This window comes from Nocardia sp. NPDC003482 (assembly GCF_053588115.1).
Genome location: NZ_JBSFPI010000010.1, coordinates 184,593 through 200,039 on the forward strand (window position 1 = coordinate 184,593; position 15,447 = coordinate 200,039).

The following is a 15,447-nucleotide window of genomic DNA, read 5'->3' on the forward strand; positions in this document are numbered from 1 at the left end:
CCCGGAACCCAGGAGTAACTTCGTCACAATCTTCCGTAAACGCCACACCAATGCCCGCTGACCTGCTAGGCAACATCCAGCGCCCCCTCTTCGGGCAGGCCCGAGCCTTGCGACACGCCCACGGCAACTCGCTGGCCAACCGCCGCGTCGGTCCGTTTTCGGGTGATTCCGATCGGGCGGCGCGACCCGCCGTCCACCATCTCCTCGGCGCCCGCCGCCGCTGACGCCACCAGATCCAGGAATGCGCGGCCTACGTCGAGCGGGTCCGCGAGCGAGGCTGAGCGGCACCGTTTGTCGCGCCGCTCGGCGAGCGTCAGGCCGGAGCCGGGCGGGCGCGGTCGGTGGCGAGCAGGACGGCGATCGCGCCGAGGGCGGTGCCCGTGATCCAGCGCTGGGTGCGCACCCAGACGGGGCGACCCGCGAGGAACGCCGCGATCGCGCCCGCACCGAGAACGATCAGGCCGTTGACGGTGAGGGCGATGGCGATCTGGACCGCACCGAGGCAGAGGCTCTGGGCCCAGACGCGCCCGTGGGCCGGATCGACGAATTGCGGGATGAGCGCCATGTACATGATGGCGATCTTGGGATTGAGCAGATTCGTCACCAGCCCCATGGCGAACAGCCTGAGGGTCGGGTCCGGCGGGAGCTCGGACGCCTCGAAGGCGGATACGCCGCCCCGCAACGTCTTCCACGCCAGATATCCCAGATACGCCGCCCCCGCCAACTTCACCGTGAGATAGAGCCCGGGCACCACGGCGAACACAGCGGTGATCCCGGCCGTCGCCGCCAGCAGATAGACCAGAAACCCGACGGCCACCCCCGACAACGACACCAGCCCGGCCCGCCGCCCCTGCGACACCGTCCGCGACACCAGATACATCATGTTCGGCCCGGGCGTCAGTACCATCCCCAACGCGGCCGCCGCGACCCCCAGAACCGCCGTCGTCTCGATCATGAACCCATCCTCACCCCGGCCGCCGACCGTGTCGCGAGCCAGTCGGAAACCGCTGGACGTCCCGAACGGATGCGCCCACACCGGTTCCCGTGGATGATCGGAGACATGAAGACCAGGCTCAGCTGCCCCTGCGGGGAATACATCACCGGCACCGACGAGGACGATCTCGTCGAGAAGACCAAGGCCCACCTCGCCGAGAACCACCCCGGCCACGACTACTCCCGCGACGAGATCCTCTTCATCGCGTACTGATCGCCCGGCTCAGTGGGCCGCCGCGTCCCAGCTGCGGCCCACGCCCACCGACACCTCCAGCGGCACCGACAGGTCGATCGCCTTCGCCATGTGTTCGCGCGCAAGGGTTTCCAGCGCCTCGCGTTCCCCGGCGGCGACCTCGAAGAGGAGTTCGTCGTGGATCTGCAACAGCATCCGCGACTTCAGGCCCGAGGCGTGAATGGCGTTCTGCACGTTGATCATCGCGACCTTGATGATGTCGGCGGCCGTGCCCTGGATGGGGGCGTTGAGGGCCATGCGTTCGGCGGCCTCGCGGCGCTGGCGGTTGCTGGAGTCCAGGTCGGGCAGGTAGCGGCGGCGGCCGAAGAGGGTTTCGGTGTAGCCGACCTTGCGGGCCTGGTCGACGGCGTCGCGCAGGTAGTCGCGAATATTGCCGAACCGGTTGAAGTACACCTCCATCTGGGCCTTGGCCTCCTCGGCGCTGATCTTGAGCTGCTGGGACAGCCCGTACGCCGACAACCCGTAGGCCAGCCCGTAGGACATCGCCTTGATCCGGCGGCGCATCTCCGGATGCACCTCGGAGATCGGGATGTCGAACGCCTTGGACGCGACGAACGTGTGCAGGTCCTCGCCGGAGTTGAACGCCTCGATCAGACCCGCATCCTTGGACAGGTGGGCCATGATGCGCATCTCGATCTGGCTGTAGTCCGCGGTCATCAGCGATTCGAAACCGGGACCGACGACGAAGGTGTCCCGGATGCGGCGTCCGGTGTCGGTGCGGATCGGGATGTTCTGCAGGTTCGGCTCGGTCGAGGACAGGCGTCCGGTCGCGGCGATGGTCTGGTTGAACGTGGTGTGGATGCGCCCGTCGTCGGCGACCGACTTGAGCAGGCCGTCCACGGTCACCTTCAGCCGGGTCGCGTCCCGGTGGGCGAGCAGATGTTCCAGGAACGGATGCTCGGTCTTCTCGAACAGCGATTCCAGCGCGTCGGCGTCGGTGGTGTAGCCGGTCTTGGTGCGCTTGGTCTTCGGCATGTCGAGCTCGTCGAACAACACCACCTGCAACTGCTTGGGCGAACCGAGGTTGATCTGCTTGCCGATCACCTCGTAGGCCGCGTTGGCGGCGTCGGTGACGCGCCCGGCGAATTCGGACTGCAACCGCTCGAGCGCGTCCACGTCGACCGCGATGCCCGCCTCCTCCAGCTCGGCGAGCACGCCCAGCAGCGGAAGTTCCATCTCGGTGAGCAGTTTCGTGGACTCGATGCCCCGCAACTCCTCGTCGAACGCGTCGGCGAGGTCGGAAACCGCTCGCGCGCGCAGGATCTCGCCCTGCGCCAGCTCGGCGTCGACCTGTTCGGAATCGTCGAGCAGCGACAGCTGGGCGTCCTCGGCGGCGTCGATGCGCAGCTCCCGCGACAGGTACCGCAACGACAGATCGTCGAGATTGAACGTGCGCTGCCCGGGCCGGACCAGATACGCCGCCAGCGCGGTATCGCTGGTGAGCCCCGCCAGCGTCCAGCCCCGCGCCCGCAGCGCGTGCATGGCGGCCTTGGCCTCGTGTACCGCCTTGGGCACCGCGGGATCGGCCAGCCACGCCCCCAGCGCCCGCTCGTCCTCGGGCGTCAGCGACACCGCGTCGAAGTAGCCGCCCTCCCCGTCGGCGGCCGCGATGGCGATCGCCCGTACATCACCCTGCACGGGGGTGCAGGTACCGGCGACCGAAACACCGTGGCGCACACCGGCTTTCGCGTGCTCGGCCAGCCAGTCGGCGACAGCGCCGGGTTCGACCGCGCCGCCGCTGATCTCGAAGCCGGACTCGGCCTCCGGCTCCGGCGGCGCGAGGGTCTCGAACAGCCGATCCCGCAGCACCCGGAATTCCAGATCGTCGAACAGCCGATGGATCTTGTCCCGATCCCACGGCTGCTGCGCGAGCTGGTCGGGGGTGTAGGGCAGTGGCACGTCCTTGACCATCTCGGTCAGCTGCCGATTGAGCACCACGCTGGACAGATTGGCGCGCAGCGCGTCGCCGACCTTGCCCTTGACCTGATCGACCCGGTCCACGAGCGTGGCCAGATCGCCGTACTCGCGCACCCATTTGGCGGCCGTCTTCTCCCCCACGCCCGGGATGCCGGGCAGATTGTCGCTCGGGTCGCCGCGCAGCGCCGCGAAATCCGGATACTGCGCGGGGGTGAGCCCGTACTTCTCCTCCACCGCGGCCGGGGTGAACCGGGTCAGCTCCGAGACGCCCTTGCGCGGATACAGCACGGTCACGTCGTCGTTGACCAACTGGATCGCGTCGCGGTCGCCGGAGACGATGAGCACCCGGAACCCTTGCGGCACGGCCTGACTGGTGAGGGTGGCGATGATGTCGTCGGCCTCGTAACCCTCGAGCGCCATGGTCGGGATGCCGAGCGCGCCCAGCACCTCCTGCGTGATCTCGACCTGACCACGGAACTCGTCGGGGGTGGTGATCCGGTTGGCCTTGTACTCCGGGTAGGTCTCGGTGCGGAAGGTCTTGCGGTTCACGTCGAACGCCGCGGCAACGTGCGTGGGTTTCTCGTCGCGCAGCAGGTTGATCAGCATGGCGGTGAACCCGTACACCGCGTTGGTGGTCTGACCGGTGACGGTCTTGAAGTTCTCCGCGGGCAGCGCGTAGAACGCGCGGTAGGCCAGCGAGTGCCCGTCCAGCAGCAGGAGGGTGGGCCGCTCACCCGGGGTCGCTGCGGACGCACTGCTCTGACGCTGATCGGTGGTGGCTGGGGTCACGGCACAGAGTCTAGGGACCGGCACCGACAACCCGTGACGCCACCACCGTCGCGCCTCACGCCACGCCGAGGTAGGCCGACTTGACGGCCGGATCGGTGAGCAGTTCCCGGCCCGTGCCGGTCTTGGTGACCTCGCCGGTCTCCAGGATGTAGGCCCGGTCGCTGCGCACGAGCGCCTGCTGGGCGTTCTGCTCGACCAGCAGCACCGTGGTGCCCTGGGCGTTGATCTCGCCGATGATCCGGAAGATCTGCTGGATCACCATGGGCGCCAACCCCATCGACGGCTCGTCGAGCAGCAGCAGCTTGGGCCGGGCCATCAGCGACCGCCCGATCGCCAGCATCTGCTGTTCGCCGCCGGAGAGCGTGCCACCGACCTGTTTGCGGCGCTCGGCCAGCCGCGGGAACAGCTCGAACACCCACTCCAGGGTCTTGCCGTACTCCGAACGCTCCTGGAACGGCCGGGCGTGGCAGCCCATGTCGAGGTTCTCCTGCACGGTCATCCCCGGGAACACCCCGCGCCCCTCCGGCGCCTGGATCAGCCCGGACTTCACCCGATCATGGGCCTTGACGCGGGTGATGTCGCGGCCCTCGAACAGGATCCGCCCGCCGGTCAACGGCAGCAGCCCCGACAACGCGCGCATGGTGGTGGTCTTGCCCGCGCCGTTGGCGCCCAGCAGCGTCACCAGCTCGCCCTGGTCCACCCGCAGCGAAACCCCGTGCAGCGCTTGGATTCTGCCGTAGTTGACGACCATGTCCTCGATCACCAGCAGCGGTTCGCCGCTGGGCGCGGGGACCGGATGCAGCGGCGGCTGGGCCACCGGCTCGGCGACCTGCGCGGCGATGTCGGCGACCGCCTCGGTCGACCCCGCCTCGGCGATCTGCTCGTCGGCCACGCCCAGGTAGGCGGCGACCACGGCGGGATCGTCGCGGATCTCGGTGGGCAGCCCGTCGGCGATCTTGCGGCCGAACTCGAGCACCACGATCCGGTCGGTCACGCCCATGACCAGCCGCATGTCGTGCTCGATGAGCAGCACGGTGAACCCGTCGTCGCGGATCTTGCGGATCAGATCCATCAGCGCCGACTTCTCGCTGGGATTGAATCCGGCGGCCGGTTCGTCCAGGCACAGCAGCTTCGGTTCGGTGGCGAGCGCGCGGGCGATCTCGAGGCGGCGCTGATCGCCGTAGGAGAGGTTGCGCGCCTTCTCCACCGCGCGCGGCGCGATGCCCACGAATTCCAGCAGCGCCATCCCGCGTTCGATGGCGTCGCGTTCCTCGCGCCGATGCCGCGGACTGCGGAACACGGCCCCCGGCACCGAGGTTCGATGCCGGGCGTCGGTGCCGACCACCACGTTCTCCAGCGCGGTCATCTCGCCGAACAACCGGATGTTCTGGAAGGTGCGGGCGATGCCGAGGCGGGTGATCTCGTTGCGCTTGCTCTTGGTGAGCGGTTTGCCGTCGAAGTACACCGTGCCCGCCGACGGGCGGTACACGCCGCTGATCGCGTTGAAGCAGGTGGTCTTGCCCGCGCCGTTGGGTCCGATGAGGCCGAGGATCTCGCCGCGGCGGATCTCGAAACTCACATCGTCCAGCGCGGTCAGACCACCGAAGCGGACCGTGAGACCCTCGGTGCGCAGCAACGGTTCCCCGACCGCGGTCAGGATCTCCCGTTGCGGCGCAACGAGTTCCGCGACGGTCTCGGCGTCGGCGAACTGGGGCAGCACGGCGGTGACGTCCACATCGCCCGCCGTGGGCGCCGGTTCGGTCTCGCGGTAGCCCGCGGCCATGTCCTCGTTGTCGAACAGCGCGCCACCCGCGCCCGGCCCGGTCATCGGCCCGCTCCGATCGGTTCGGGTTCGGCCGGTCGCCGAACCGCCTGTACCACCTGTCTGCCGTAGGTCAGCAGTTTCTGCCGCACCGGGAACAGGCCCTGCGGCCGCAGGATCATCATGACCACCAGCGCGATACCGAAGTACAGATACTTCAGGTCGCCGAGGGACTGCGCCCCGCCCTTGCGGAACAGCAGCACGCTGCCCAGCAGCAGCGCCGCCAGCACGCCGGTGACGATCATGCCGAGCACCACCCCGCGCCGGGGCCACACCGGCAGCCGCTCGCCGCGGAACCGGTACAGCAGATACAGCGCGGCGAAGATCAGCACGTCGATCAGCAGATAGACATAGCCGGTGGTCTCGTCGGAGACCATCTTCACCGAGGCCAGCCGGGCCGGGAGGTAGGCGATGATGAACGCGCCGACCAGCACGCCGAGCTTGTTGCCCTGCCCGCCGATGACGACCGCGCACAGGAACAGCATCGAGTTGACGACATTGAACTGCGTCGGATTCACGAACTGCACCTGTCCGGCGTACATCGCGCCGGAGATGCCGCCCACGGCCGCGCCGATGGTGAACGCCCACAGCTTGTATTTGAAGGTGGGCACGCCCATGATCTCGGCGGCGTCCTCGTCCTCGCGGATGGCCACCCACGCGCGGCCCACCCGGCTGCGTTCGAGATTGCCCACGACCAGCAGCATGACCACGATCAGGACCATGCCGAACCAGTACCACCAGGTGCCGTAGCCCGCGCGGTCCAGCAGGTTCATGCTGTCGGGGTTGCCGCCGTTGCCCGCGGAGAACCAGCCCTTCGGATGATTGTCCGACTCACCCAGATGCGGGTACGCCACCTCGGACAGGCCGAGGCTGCCGTTGGTGATCTCGTTGAGGTTGTCGGCGAGCAGCCGCACGATCTCACCGAAGCCGAGGGTGACGATGGCCAGGTAGTCCCCGCGCAGCCGCAGCGTCGGCGAGCCGAGGATCAGCCCGGACAGCGCGGTGACCACCACCGCCAGCGGAAGGCACGCCAGCCACGCCCATTTCGGATCCAGCCAGCCGCCCGCGGTCTGGTTCCAGGGGCTGTTCTTGCTGGTGAGCAGCGCGACCGTGTACGCGCCGACCGCGTAGAAGCCGACATAGCCCAGATCCAGCAGACCCGCTTGCCCGACAACGACATTCAGGCCGATGGCGACGAGACAATACATCGCGACCTGGGCCATGACGAGGCCGAAATTGTAACTGGGCGTATCGATTCCGGGCGGCGGGAACAGCGGCAGCAGGGCCAGCAGCGCCAGCACCGGGATGCCGACGCCCCATTGCGCGGGGCGGCTCAGCCCCTCCCACCAACCGCGCAGGGCATCGCCCACGCCGTGCCGCGAAACCGGTTGCGGCGCGGGGGGTTTGGTGACGGTGACGCTCATGCCCGAGCCCTCCCGAGACTTTCGCCGAGGATGCCGGTCGGGCGCACCATCAGCACCAGCACCAGCACCACGAACGCGACTACGTCGCGCCACTGCGTGCCGAACAGGATCTGGCCGTACTGTTCGACCACGCCCAGCAGCAGCCCGCCCAGCAGCGCGCCGCGCAGATTGCCGATGCCGCCGAGCACCGCGGCGCTGAACGCCTTGATGCCCAGGATGAATCCGCCCAGATAGATGATCCCGTTGGGCACCTTGAGGGTGTAGAGCAGCGCCGCGCCGCCCGCGAGCACGCCGCCGATGAGGAAGGTCAGCATGATCACCCGCTCGCGCGACACGCCCATCAGCGTCGCCGTGTCGGGGTCCTGCGCGACCGCGCGAATGGCCCGCCCGAACCGGGTCCGGTTGATCACCACCTCGGTGCCGACCGCCAGGGCCACCGCCGCCAGCACGATGATGATCATGACATTGGTGACCGTCGCGCCGAGGAAGCTGAACTGCGGGGTCTGCTCCACGAGCCGAATCGGTTGCTGCGCATTGGTTCCGCCCAGCTTCGGATTGATCTTGGGCAGAATGAAGTGCACGAATTCCTGCAATACGAACGACATTCCGATCGCCGTGATGAGGAACGCCAGCGGCCGCGCCCCGCGTTTGCGCAACGGCCGATACGCCACCCGTTCCAGCCCGACGGCCGCGCCGCCGGACACCAACATTCCGATGATCATGGCCGCCACCAGATAGACGCACGTCAGCACGACGCCCTGCGTATAGGCGTCGGGCGCGGCGGCGAAGCCCAGCAGCATCAGCCCGATCAGCTGCCCGAACATGCCGAGCATGAACACCTCGGAATGCGCGAAGTTGATCAGGCGCAACACGCCGTAGACCAAGGTGTAGCCGACGGCGACCAACGCGTAGATGGACCCGTAGGTGATGCCGTCGACGGTGAGCCGCCAGAAATTGTCGAACAGCCCCTGGTAGTCGAACCCGATCGAGGCACCCAGTAGGTGCGTCGCATCGGCCAGTGCGGTCGTGGTCATACTCTCCAACCCTCATTCACGCCCGGGACGACAACAGCACGCGCGGGGCAGAATCCGGCAGACGCCCCGCACGTGCTGTCTCCTCGTCGGGCTACTTCACCTGGTAGATCCACACCACCGCGTTGGTCAGCTCACCCGCGTCGTTCCACTTGTAGTGGCGGCCACCCGTGCCGTCACCCTCGTAGCCGCGGACGTAGCCGAGCACGTCCGGCCGGGTCACCTTGCCGCTGTCGATCGCCTTGAGCAGGATCGTGGCCAGGTCGTAGGCCTCGACCGAGTAGACGCCCGACTTCTGGCCGTTGAGCGCCTGGTACTCCTTCTCGAACTGGTCGGGCGCCGGACCGCAGGGGCAGGTCAGCACCGCGTCCTTGGCGGCGCTGCCGGCCTGGGTGAGGAACTGCGGATCGTTGACGCCGTCGGGGCCGACGAAGGTCGCCTTCACCCCACCGGACTTCAGCTGCGCGGCCAGCGGCGCGCCCTCGGCGTAGTAGCCGGAGTAGAACACCGCGTCCGGGTTGGCCGAGGAGATCTTGGTGACCGTGGCCGAGAAGTCCTTGTCGCCGGTCTTCACGCCCGCCGCGCAGGACGGATCGGCGGCCGAGCCGAGGCCCGCGGTGATGGACTTGGCCAGGCCGGTGCCGTAGTCGCTGTCGTCCTGGACGACACAGACCTTCTTGTACTTGGCGGCCAGGTACTTGCCGACCGAGCTGCCCTGCACGTCGTCGTTGGCCAGGCCGCGGAAGAAGGTCTTCCAGCCGTTGGTCGACAGGGTCGCGTTGGTGGCCGAGGAGGTCAGCGCGGCCAGGCCGCTGTCGGAGAGGATCTGGCCGGTCGCCTTGGTCTCACCGGAGAAGGCGGGACCGACCAGGCCGACCACCGACTTGTCGTTGATGACCTGCGGGATGACCGAGGTGGCCTTCTGCGGTTCGCCCTCGGTGTCGAACAGTTTCAGGTCGACCTTGCAGTTCGGGTTGGCCTTGTTGTGCTTGTCGATCGCGAGTTTCGCGCCCATCGAGATATTGATGCCGAGGGCGGCGTTCGGTCCGGTCTGCGCGCCCGCGAAGGCGATCGCGGTGCCGGGGGCGCAGGTGGCCTTGCCGTCACCGGCCGGGTCGGCCGCGGTGGCGCTCGACGACGCCGAACCCAGCTTGCCGCTCGCGTCGACCGGGCCCAGCGGCTGGATCGACAGGCCGCTGCTCCCCCCGCTGGTGCCCGACTCCGTGCCACCGCTGTTGTTCGTGGATTTCGAACTGCATCCGGTCAGCACCAGCGCCGCGGCAGCGGCGATCGCCAACAAACCTCGCGTGGTACGACCGCGCCTTGTCGAACTGAGCACGTTTCACCTCTAATCCTGCCCATCCGCCCGGGATCACCGGGTGGAAGCCGACCAACGTCGGCTCGGGACAGAACTTAGCGGCGCGAGGTTAGCTCCGCATCACATTCGAGTCATTCGCGTGACTTCGAGCCCCAGTATTTACCTCACCGTGTTGCGGGAGCGTTAATTTCCCGCAATCACGACTTCGGGGCCAGGTTCTCCAATACGACCTCGGCGACGGCTTTCATCGTCGTGCGGCGATCCATCGCGGTGCGCTGAATCCACTTGAACGCCTGCGGCTCGGACAGCCCCTGGGTCTGCATCAGCACACCCTTGGCGCGCTCGACCAGTTTCCGGGTCTCGAGCCGGTCGGACAGGTTGGCGACCTCGCTCTCGAGCGCGGTGATCTCGTGGAACCGGCTGGCGGCCAACTCGATCGCGGGCACCAGATCCGATTTGGTGAACGGCTTGACCAGGTACGCCATCGCCCCGGCGTCGCGGGCCCGCTCGACCAGGTCACGTTGGCTGAAGGCGGTCAGAATGACCACGGGCGCAAGGCGTTTCGAGGCGATCTCGGCGGCCGCGTCGATCCCGTCGCGGCGCGGCATCTTCACGTCCATGATGAGCAGATCGGGCCGCAACTCCTCCGCGAGGTCCACCGCCTGCTGGCCGTCCCCGGCCTCGCCCACCACCTGATACCCCTCTTCGGACAGCATCTCCACCAGGTCCATGCGGATGAGAGCCTCGTCCTCGGCCACCACCACGCGCTTCGCGGCGGAGACCGCATCCTTCTTAGCGCCCCCTGCTGACGTTCCCATAGACAGACCCCTCGTGGTTCCGATGCCGACACTCCTCGCCCACCGCGACCACACGCCCACCCACGCCGGCCCGGCACACGCCCGAGTGCCCTAAAGCGTACCGTTCAACCCCGGAAGCAACCCATCTACCCAGCGCAAAGCCCCATGGCCAGACCCGATTGGGTTCCCCCGCCCCCACCCGCTATGCTTTTCCCCCGGTGCGCCGAGTTGGCGGAACTGGCAGACGCGACGGTCTCAAAAACCGTTGTCCGTGAGGACGTGTGGGTTCGAGTCCCACACTCGGCACCAGGGTAGGGGGTTGTTTCCGCTCGGAGCGGACCTGTGCTCGGACATCCGTTGTACCCCTTCGATATTCGCGTGCGCGTCCATCTCCGGTGACCCGGCGGTGTGGCGAAACTCGTGTGGCACATCGCCTTCGGACCGACGACCGGCCGCGCTCCAGTGCTCTGTCGTACGTTGAACGGATACCGGTGAAGACCGGGAATTCATAGCATCGGAAATCGAGTAGTCGCTCGACGCTCGAACTCACCATCACCCCGTCGAAGGAGTGCCTCATGACGTGTACCTGCCAATGCGCCTGGTGCAAGGAAGCGCGTGTGAACCAGTATTCGAACCACAGGTGCAGCCAGATCCCCAAGTGCCCCCAGACGAAGTAGCACCCACACTTCGAACGGGCTCAGCGAAACCGACCGACACCGTATGAATTCGGTTCGCCCGAGGTTTCCACGCGCCCACGACGGATAGGCTCCGACAGACAATTCCCATCGACCCAGGGAGGCGCGTTCGTGACCACACTGACGGAAGTCCTGCGAAACCGCCCCAACCTCCTCCTCGACTTCGACGGCCCGGTATGCGACCTCTTCGCCCACCTGACCGAACGCGAAGCCGCCCGCGAACTCGTCACAGCCCTGGACTCCCCCCTGCTCGACCAGGTCGCCGACGCCGACGACCCCTTCGACGTCCTCGAATACGTCGCCGACCGCGACCCCGACCTCGCGACGAAGATCGAACGACGACTCGCCGACATCGAGGTGCGGGCCGCGGGCTCCGCGCCGCTCGCCCCGGGGGCCGACGAGGTCATTCGACGCGCGGCCGGGCGCGGCGTCGTCGCCATCGTCAGCAACAACGCCCCCGAGGCCATCGACACCTACCTGAAGGCACAGGGGCTGCGCGAGTATGTGGCGGGCGTGTTCGGCCGCACCTCCGCCGATGTCTCGGGCCTGAAACCGAGCACCCGTCTGCTCGACGAGGCGATGCACGAGCTCGGATTGACCTCGGGCACATGCGTTTACGTCGGCGACTCCACCACCGACATCGAGGCCGCCGACGGCGCCGGGATGCCCGCCATCGCCCTCACCGGCGGAAGCGACGATCGCGACGAACTCGCCTCCCACCACCCGACGGCCATCGTCGACTCCATGACGGAACTGCGCGACGCCTTGACCGACTAGCACGGAATGGCAGGATGCTCCGCGTGCTGAAGCGATGGACAGGCGCGGCCATGGTCGCGGCAACGGCCCTACTGACCGGATGCTCCACCGGCGGACATACGGATACCGCCCAACGCTTCACCGACCTCGAAACCAAATACGGTGCCCGCCTGGGCGTTTACGCCACCGACTCCCTCGCCCACCGAGAATCGGAACGCTTCGCCTTCGACTCCACCTTCAAACCCCTGGCCTGCGCCGCCCTCCTCCACGAACACCCCTTGGCCACAGGCTATTTCGACCAAACCATCCACTACACCCACGACGACCTCGTCCCCTACTCCCCCACCACCGAGACCAGACTCGACACCGGCATGACCGTCGCCGAACTCTGCGAGGCCGCCATCACCCGCAGCGACAACACCGCGGGCAACCAGATCCTGAAACTCCTCGGCGGCCCACCCGCCCTCACCGCGTTCCTGCGGACCATCGGCGACGACACCACCCGCTCCGACCGCTGGGAAACCGACCTCAACACCTCGATCCCCGGCGACGACCGCGACACCACCACCCCACGAGCCATCGCCGCCGACTATCGGAAACTCGTCGTCGAGAACACCCTCGGCGCCCCGGAACGCGACCTCCTCGAGTCCTGGCTCATCGCCAATACCACCGGCGCACAACGCATCCGAGCCGGACTCCCGAACACCTGGACCGTCGGCGACAAGACCGGCACCGGCGACTACGCCTCCGCCAACGACATCGCCGTCGCCTGGACCGACCGCGGCGAACCCGTCGTCATCGCCGTCCTCACCGCGAAACCGGACCAACGAGCCCAGCCCGACAACGCCCTGCTCGCCGACGCCGCCCGTATCGTCGCCGACGCCCTGCGCTGAACCTTTCGGATCGAAACCCCGTACATCCGCGTAGGGCGAACGAATAGTGGAGGCACGCGGGACATGCGGGTGAACCGGCTGACGGCGGATCTGTCGGCGTATCCGGATCTGGTCGTCATCTATCTGGGCATGCGGGTGCGCACGCCGCGCGGGATGCTGCGGCTGCTCGGGCTCGGGCCGAAGCTGTATCGGTCGCACAAGGACCGGCCCGACGGGCTGCTGTCGCACGAGGACATCATCTGGTCGCTGATTCCGCCGCACTGGGGCGCGCGGCAGTACTGGCGCGATCTGGACAGCCTCGAGCGGTGGACCCGGTCGGAGCCACACCGGGATTGGTGGCAGCGGTTCCTGCGCGACTCGGGCGGGACCGGGTTCTGGCACGAGGCGTACTTCGCGCGGGGCGGGATCGACGCCATGTACGACGACATGACCACCCCGACCGGACTCGCCCGCTTCGCGCCCACGGTGCCGTCGCGCGGACGGTTGTTCTCCACGCGCGGCCGGGTGCGGGCCACCGATCCGAAAGTCGCCCCCGTCGTCGCGGAAAACGCCATTTACCCGGATAATTCCGGATGAGAAGAAATTGCGGGCAACCATTCGGCCAACGCCGGTACACAACTCGCTACCAATTGATGAACATCTGACCAAAAACGGGCGGGGCAGGCTTATCGCCCTTCATATGGGGTACCCGCGCGGCTTACCGTAGCAGCCATGCACGTCCTGTTCGTCTGCACCGGCAATGTGTGTAGGTCGGTGATCGCCGAGCGTGTCACCCGCGCGCTCGCGGCCGAATACGGACTGACCGACCTTACCGCGGAGAGCGCGGGCACGCGGGCCCTCGTCGGATTCGGCGTGGAACCACTTGCCGCCCAGACCATTACCGGTCTCGGCGCGAACGCCGACGATTTCCGCGCCCGCAAACTCAAAGCGGCGATGATCGAACGCGCCGATCTCGTGCTGGCGATGACCGAGCAAATCCGCGACGAGATCATGAGACTCGTCCCCGCCGCGGCCGGACGCACCTTCACGCTGCTCGAGGCGCATCGCATCGCGAAGGTCAGCGGGGCGCGCACCATCGCCGAGATCGACCGGGCCCGAGACGATCTCGCGCTCGTCGGCCGGGAGAACATCGCCGATCCGGTCGGCCTGTCGGCCGACAAGTTCTGCGAGGTGGGCGACCGGATCGCCGAGGCGGTCGTGCCGCTCATGCTCGCCCTGCACGTGCACCGGGTGCACGAGGACAGCGGATTCGACACCCGCGGCCGCCCGCGGCTGGTGGTCTTACCCGGGGGCCGTGACGAGCGGCCCCCCTACGAACCGTTGCCGCGAATCGGCCGACACGCCTGACGAATTTCGAAACATGCGGGGGGACACGCATGTGTCCTCCCCATTCCGGGTAATGAGGGATTACACTCCCCGCGGAACGATTCCGATGGTCCGACACAAGAACAGGACTCAGACATGCCGAAACGCATTTCGGATGTTTCGCTCCATGTTTATGTGACACCGGAAGCCCTCGAACGCGTCGTCGACACCGTGCGCCGGGTCGTCGACGATCATGTGGCCGACCGGGACGTGTTCGCCTGGCGGTTCACCCTGCCCGTCGACCCCGACCAACCCGACCACACCGTGCTGGAAACCCAATGGCGCCTGGATCATCCGGGCGCCGACCCCGGCGCCCGCCGCACCTACGAGATCGCCCTCAGCCTCGTCGGCGACCAGCGCCTGCTCACCGAGGCCGACCTCGCCACCCTGGAACGGAAACTGATCCTCGGCATCTGCGCGGTCGACGCGGTCCCCCATTCCATCCACGCCCTGCACCGCGAGAGTTTCGATCTCGAGGAGAACCGGGAACTGATCTAGCGGCGCGGCGGGAAGTGCCGGATCACGCCCTCCTGCACGACCGTGGCCAGCAATTCGCCTGCGCGCGAATAGAAGTGGCCCGTGGCCAGCCCCCGCGAGCCCGCCGCCACCGGCGACTGGGTGGCGTAGAGCGCCCAGTCGTCGAAGCGGAACGGGCGGTGGAACCAGATGGAGTGGTTCACGGTGGCGGCGACGATGCGGTCGAAACCCCAGGACAGGCCGTGGGTGGTGATGATCGAGTCCAGCACCGTGGTATCGGACGAATAACCCAGCGTCGCAACGTGAATCAGCGGGTCGTCGGGCAGGTGGCCGTCGGCCTTCATCCACACCCGGTTGTATTCCAGTGTGCCGCCGGTGTTCTTGAGCACCCACGCCGGATCGTTGGTGTAGCGCATATCGATCGGATGCGGCGCGTTGACGAACATCTGCAAGCGGTCCTCGAGCCCGACGAAGGACTCCTCCACGCGCGGCAGCTGTTCGGGGTCGGGGACCTGCGGCTGCGGCGCGGCGTGTTCCAGGCCCTTGGCCCAGTCCTGGAAGGCCGCCAGCATGACGAACAGCTCCTGATCGTCCTGATACGCGGTGACCGTGCGATTGGCGAACGCGCGGCCGTCGCGGTGGCGCTCCACGCGGTACTCGATCGGCTTCTTCACATCGCCGCCGCGCACGAAGTGCGCGTTGACCGCGTGCACCGGGCGCTCCGGTCCGACGGTGCGACCGGCGGCCACGATGGCCTGCGCCACCAGCTGACCGCCGAAGGTGCGGCTCCACACCTTCTCCGGGTGGTGGCCGAGGAAATGGTCCTCCCCCAGCTGCTCCAGGTCCAGCAGACCCAGCAGCACCTCCAGGTCGCTCGTACCGGTCGGAACCGATTCGCCCAGTGACGCGCTGCTCAC

General features: G+C 67.6%; 15 protein-coding genes, 1 tRNA gene and 1 pseudogene. 8 read left to right on the forward strand and 9 right to left on the reverse strand.

Translation table 11 applies throughout. The features are described 5' to 3' along the window. The first annotated feature begins 50 nt into the window (after positions 1-50). On the forward strand, positions 51-224 hold the full coding sequence (locus ACWDSJ_RS17975; protein ID WP_450033204.1) for a hypothetical protein: 174 nt from the start codon (positions 51-53) through the stop codon (positions 222-224). A gap of 89 nt (positions 225-313) precedes the next feature. Here ACWDSJ_RS17975 and ACWDSJ_RS17980 read toward each other — a convergent pair whose 3' ends face one another. Further along, positions 314-955 carry a LysE family translocator gene (locus ACWDSJ_RS17980; RefSeq protein ID WP_450033205.1) on the reverse strand — a complete coding sequence of 214 codons (642 nt, stop codon included), beginning with the start codon at positions 953-955 and terminating at the stop codon, positions 314-316. Positions 956-1,060: 105 nt separating this feature from the next. Between ACWDSJ_RS17980 and ACWDSJ_RS17985 the strand changes: the two genes are divergently transcribed. After that, positions 1,061-1,207: a DUF1059 domain-containing protein gene (locus tag ACWDSJ_RS17985; RefSeq protein WP_387361888.1), complete on the forward strand. Its 147-nt coding sequence runs from the start codon at positions 1,061-1,063 to the stop codon at positions 1,205-1,207. Between the two features lie 9 nt (positions 1,208-1,216). On the opposite strand, the gene polA is transcribed toward ACWDSJ_RS17985, so the two are convergent. The 7 genes and pseudogenes from polA to ACWDSJ_RS18020 all read right to left on the reverse strand — a co-directional run bounded on the left by polA (position 1,217) and on the right by ACWDSJ_RS18020 (position 10,365). Further along, a complete protein-coding gene (gene polA / locus ACWDSJ_RS17990; RefSeq protein WP_387361886.1) occupies positions 1,217-3,952 on the reverse strand; it encodes a DNA polymerase I in 2,736 nt (911 codons plus the stop codon). A gap of 55 nt (positions 3,953-4,007) precedes the next feature. After that, positions 4,008-4,703 carry an ABC transporter ATP-binding protein gene (locus tag ACWDSJ_RS17995; RefSeq protein WP_387362302.1) on the reverse strand — a complete coding sequence of 232 codons (696 nt, stop codon included), beginning with the start codon at positions 4,701-4,703 and terminating at the stop codon, positions 4,008-4,010. Positions 4,704-4,823: 120 nt separating this feature from the next. Then, positions 4,824-5,780: pseudogene (locus ACWDSJ_RS18000) on the reverse strand (ABC transporter ATP-binding protein); the annotation flags it as partial. After that, on the reverse strand, positions 5,777-7,198 hold the full coding sequence (locus tag ACWDSJ_RS18005; RefSeq protein WP_450033206.1) for a branched-chain amino acid ABC transporter permease: 1,422 nt from the start codon (positions 7,196-7,198) through the stop codon (positions 5,777-5,779). The gene ACWDSJ_RS18005 and the pseudogene ACWDSJ_RS18000, both read right to left, overlap by 4 nt. Next, complete coding sequence (locus ACWDSJ_RS18010; protein ID WP_450033207.1) at positions 7,195-8,232, reverse strand: branched-chain amino acid ABC transporter permease; 1,038 nt, start codon at positions 8,230-8,232, stop codon at positions 7,195-7,197. Before ACWDSJ_RS18010 ends, ACWDSJ_RS18005 begins: the two co-directional genes overlap by 4 nt. Positions 8,233-8,323: 91 nt before the next feature. Then, positions 8,324-9,529, reverse strand: coding sequence for a branched-chain amino acid ABC transporter substrate-binding protein (locus ACWDSJ_RS18015; RefSeq protein WP_387361880.1), 1,206 nt, complete (start codon positions 9,527-9,529; stop codon positions 8,324-8,326). 215 nt (positions 9,530-9,744) lie between these two features. Then, a complete protein-coding gene (locus tag ACWDSJ_RS18020; RefSeq protein ID WP_387361878.1) occupies positions 9,745-10,365 on the reverse strand; it encodes an ANTAR domain-containing response regulator in 621 nt (206 codons plus the stop codon). A gap of 201 nt (positions 10,366-10,566) precedes the next feature. Between ACWDSJ_RS18020 and ACWDSJ_RS18025 the strand changes: the two genes are divergently transcribed. From ACWDSJ_RS18025 to ACWDSJ_RS18050, 6 genes are all read left to right on the forward strand, one after another. Further along, positions 10,567-10,653, forward strand: a tRNA-Leu gene (locus ACWDSJ_RS18025). A gap of 497 nt (positions 10,654-11,150) precedes the next feature. Next, entirely contained in the window at positions 11,151-11,816 is a 666-nt protein-coding gene (locus ACWDSJ_RS18030; protein ID WP_450033208.1) for an HAD family hydrolase, read from the forward strand. Positions 11,817-11,866: 50 nt separating this feature from the next. Then, positions 11,867-12,688 carry a class A beta-lactamase gene (gene bla, locus ACWDSJ_RS18035; protein ID WP_450033287.1) on the forward strand — a complete coding sequence of 274 codons (822 nt, stop codon included), beginning with the start codon at positions 11,867-11,869 and terminating at the stop codon, positions 12,686-12,688. Positions 12,689-12,751: 63 nt separating this feature from the next. After that, a complete protein-coding gene (locus ACWDSJ_RS18040; protein WP_450033209.1) occupies positions 12,752-13,264 on the forward strand; it encodes a phenylacetaldoxime dehydratase family protein in 513 nt (170 codons plus the stop codon). 135 nt (positions 13,265-13,399) lie between these two features. Then, entirely contained in the window at positions 13,400-14,035 is a 636-nt protein-coding gene (locus ACWDSJ_RS18045) for an arsenate reductase/protein-tyrosine-phosphatase family protein (protein ID WP_450033210.1), read from the forward strand. 153 nt (positions 14,036-14,188) lie between these two features. After that, complete coding sequence (locus ACWDSJ_RS18050) at positions 14,189-14,551, forward strand: hypothetical protein (protein ID WP_387361865.1); 363 nt, start codon at positions 14,189-14,191, stop codon at positions 14,549-14,551. On the opposite strand, the gene ACWDSJ_RS18055 is transcribed toward ACWDSJ_RS18050, so the two are convergent. Beyond that, positions 14,548-15,447: an acyl-CoA thioesterase gene (locus ACWDSJ_RS18055; protein ID WP_387361863.1), complete on the reverse strand. Its 900-nt coding sequence runs from the start codon at positions 15,445-15,447 to the stop codon at positions 14,548-14,550. The genes ACWDSJ_RS18050 and ACWDSJ_RS18055 overlap by 4 nt on opposite strands.

Bases quoted from the DNA above. Each gene is read 5' to 3' on its own strand.
- ACWDSJ_RS17975 (WP_450033204.1), top strand. From the start codon at position 51: ATGCCCGCTGACCTGCTAGGCAACATCCAGCGCCCCCTCTTCGGGCAG.
- ACWDSJ_RS17980 (WP_450033205.1), bottom strand. From the start codon at position 955: ATGATCGAGACGACGGCGGTTCTGGGGGTCGCGGCGGCCGCGTTGGGG.
- ACWDSJ_RS17985 (WP_387361888.1), top strand. From the start codon at position 1,061: ATGAAGACCAGGCTCAGCTGCCCCTGCGGGGAATACATCACCGGCACC.
- ACWDSJ_RS17995 (WP_387362302.1), bottom strand. From the start codon at position 4,703: ATGGTCGTCAACTACGGCAGAATCCAAGCGCTGCACGGGGTTTCGCTG.
- ACWDSJ_RS18005 (WP_450033206.1), bottom strand. From the start codon at position 7,198: ATGAGCGTCACCGTCACCAAACCCCCCGCGCCGCAACCGGTTTCGCGG.
- ACWDSJ_RS18010 (WP_450033207.1), bottom strand. From the start codon at position 8,232: ATGACCACGACCGCACTGGCCGATGCGACGCACCTACTGGGTGCCTCG.
- ACWDSJ_RS18020 (WP_387361878.1), bottom strand. From the start codon at position 10,365: ATGGGAACGTCAGCAGGGGGCGCTAAGAAGGATGCGGTCTCCGCCGCG.
- bla (WP_450033287.1), top strand. From the start codon at position 11,867: ATGGTCGCGGCAACGGCCCTACTGACCGGATGCTCCACCGGCGGACAT.
- ACWDSJ_RS18040 (WP_450033209.1), top strand. From the start codon at position 12,752: ATGCGGGTGAACCGGCTGACGGCGGATCTGTCGGCGTATCCGGATCTG.
- ACWDSJ_RS18045 (WP_450033210.1), top strand. From the start codon at position 13,400: ATGCACGTCCTGTTCGTCTGCACCGGCAATGTGTGTAGGTCGGTGATC.